The sequence below is a fragment of the Okeania sp. SIO2B9 genome (assembly GCF_010672505.1).
Taxonomy (GTDB): Bacteria; Cyanobacteriota; Cyanobacteriia; order Cyanobacteriales; family Microcoleaceae; genus Okeania; species Okeania hirsuta.
The window spans coordinates 1-1,132 of record NZ_JAAHGK010001769.1 but is presented as its reverse complement, the minus strand read 5'-3'; the positions used below and the strand labels follow the sequence as shown (position 1 = coordinate 1,132).

Annotated in this window: 1 protein-coding gene; it reads right to left on the bottom strand. The window is 30.7% G+C overall.

The genetic code is table 11. The annotated features are described in order from the left end of the window. Nucleotides 1-137 precede the first annotated feature (137 nt). A complete protein-coding gene (locus tag F6K13_RS34295; protein WP_124142949.1) occupies nucleotides 138-788 on the bottom strand; it encodes a hypothetical protein in 651 nt (216 codons plus the stop codon). Nucleotides 789-1,132 lie beyond the last annotated feature (344 nt).

Genomic DNA, 1,132 nt, shown 5'->3' with positions numbered 1-1,132 from the left:
TGTATGTGCCAGATCGTTGACAAATAATTAATTGTTTGCTTAAGCCTAAAGCTATCAGTTAGTATCTTTAAAATTACTAGAGAAAGGCAAAATAATTAGAGTGATGGGGAAAAACCAGCTTTTTACTTGTAAGTCCCTTAGTTGAGCAAATGTTCGTTTTGTAATTTTTTCATCTCTTCCCTAACTTCAATTGCTATTTCTAAAGCTTCGTTAAGTAATTTTCCATGTTCGCTAGCTTTGTCATTAATTTGCAAAGCTGTCAAAGTATTAAAATTAAAGGTAAATAAGTCTGTATTTTTATTAACAAATTTCTGATTTTCCCGGATAATTCGCTCGGTTTTCAAAGCTCTAATTAAATCTTCTCTAATTAGTTGTAGAGCTTCTATAATTTTAGTGCGATTACTTAATTGAACTTGGGGGTTCCCAGCGGCTTCAATTCTGTCATTAATAACAATCGCTTGAATAATCGAATTATATTTATCTACATCCTCAAACAATTTAATCAGAGGTTGATTTTTACGAGTCATAAATATTTTATAGATATCTTCTAAAAATAATCCTATTGCCATACTTACATAAGTAACTATTAATAATAAATGGTGTTGATTTAAGATTTTTACTACCATCCAGTAACTAACTAATAAAAGCAAAGCTATTAGTAAACTTTTCAAACCTTCTATTAAATATTTAGTTTTGGTGGGCGGCAGCAATATTTTACCTAAACTTACTCCACTTAGATGTTTAAGTTCACCCTTTGTAATTTCTAATCCTTCTAAATCTAACCGCATAATTGTTTGAGATTTTTAGTTCTAATCTATGGAGTGAAGTTGGGTAAAAATAGATGGGTGCATCTCAATGCAAGAATAAAGCCAAAAATTTATCGCTTTTAGGCAACAGGCAACAGGGAATAGGGAATATATAGGAAAAAAGTATTTTTGCAAATGTGAGATGCACCCAAATAGATGTATTTTCCAATTATTTTCAACCCTTTACCATATCCATAAATTTGATTTTGAGATGATTGTGTTGTTAATTAGCAATCAAATAATACCATTTCTCAAAAACTTTTCTATATTTTCACATAGTAGGGGAGTAGGTGAGTGGGTAGGGAAGTTGCATCCAACTTCCCTAA

What these genes read in the sequence shown, in the direction of transcription:
- F6K13_RS34295 (WP_124142949.1), bottom strand. Translation starts at nt 788, where the DNA reads ATGCGGTTAGATTTAGAAGGATTAGAAATTACAAAGGGTGAACTTAAA.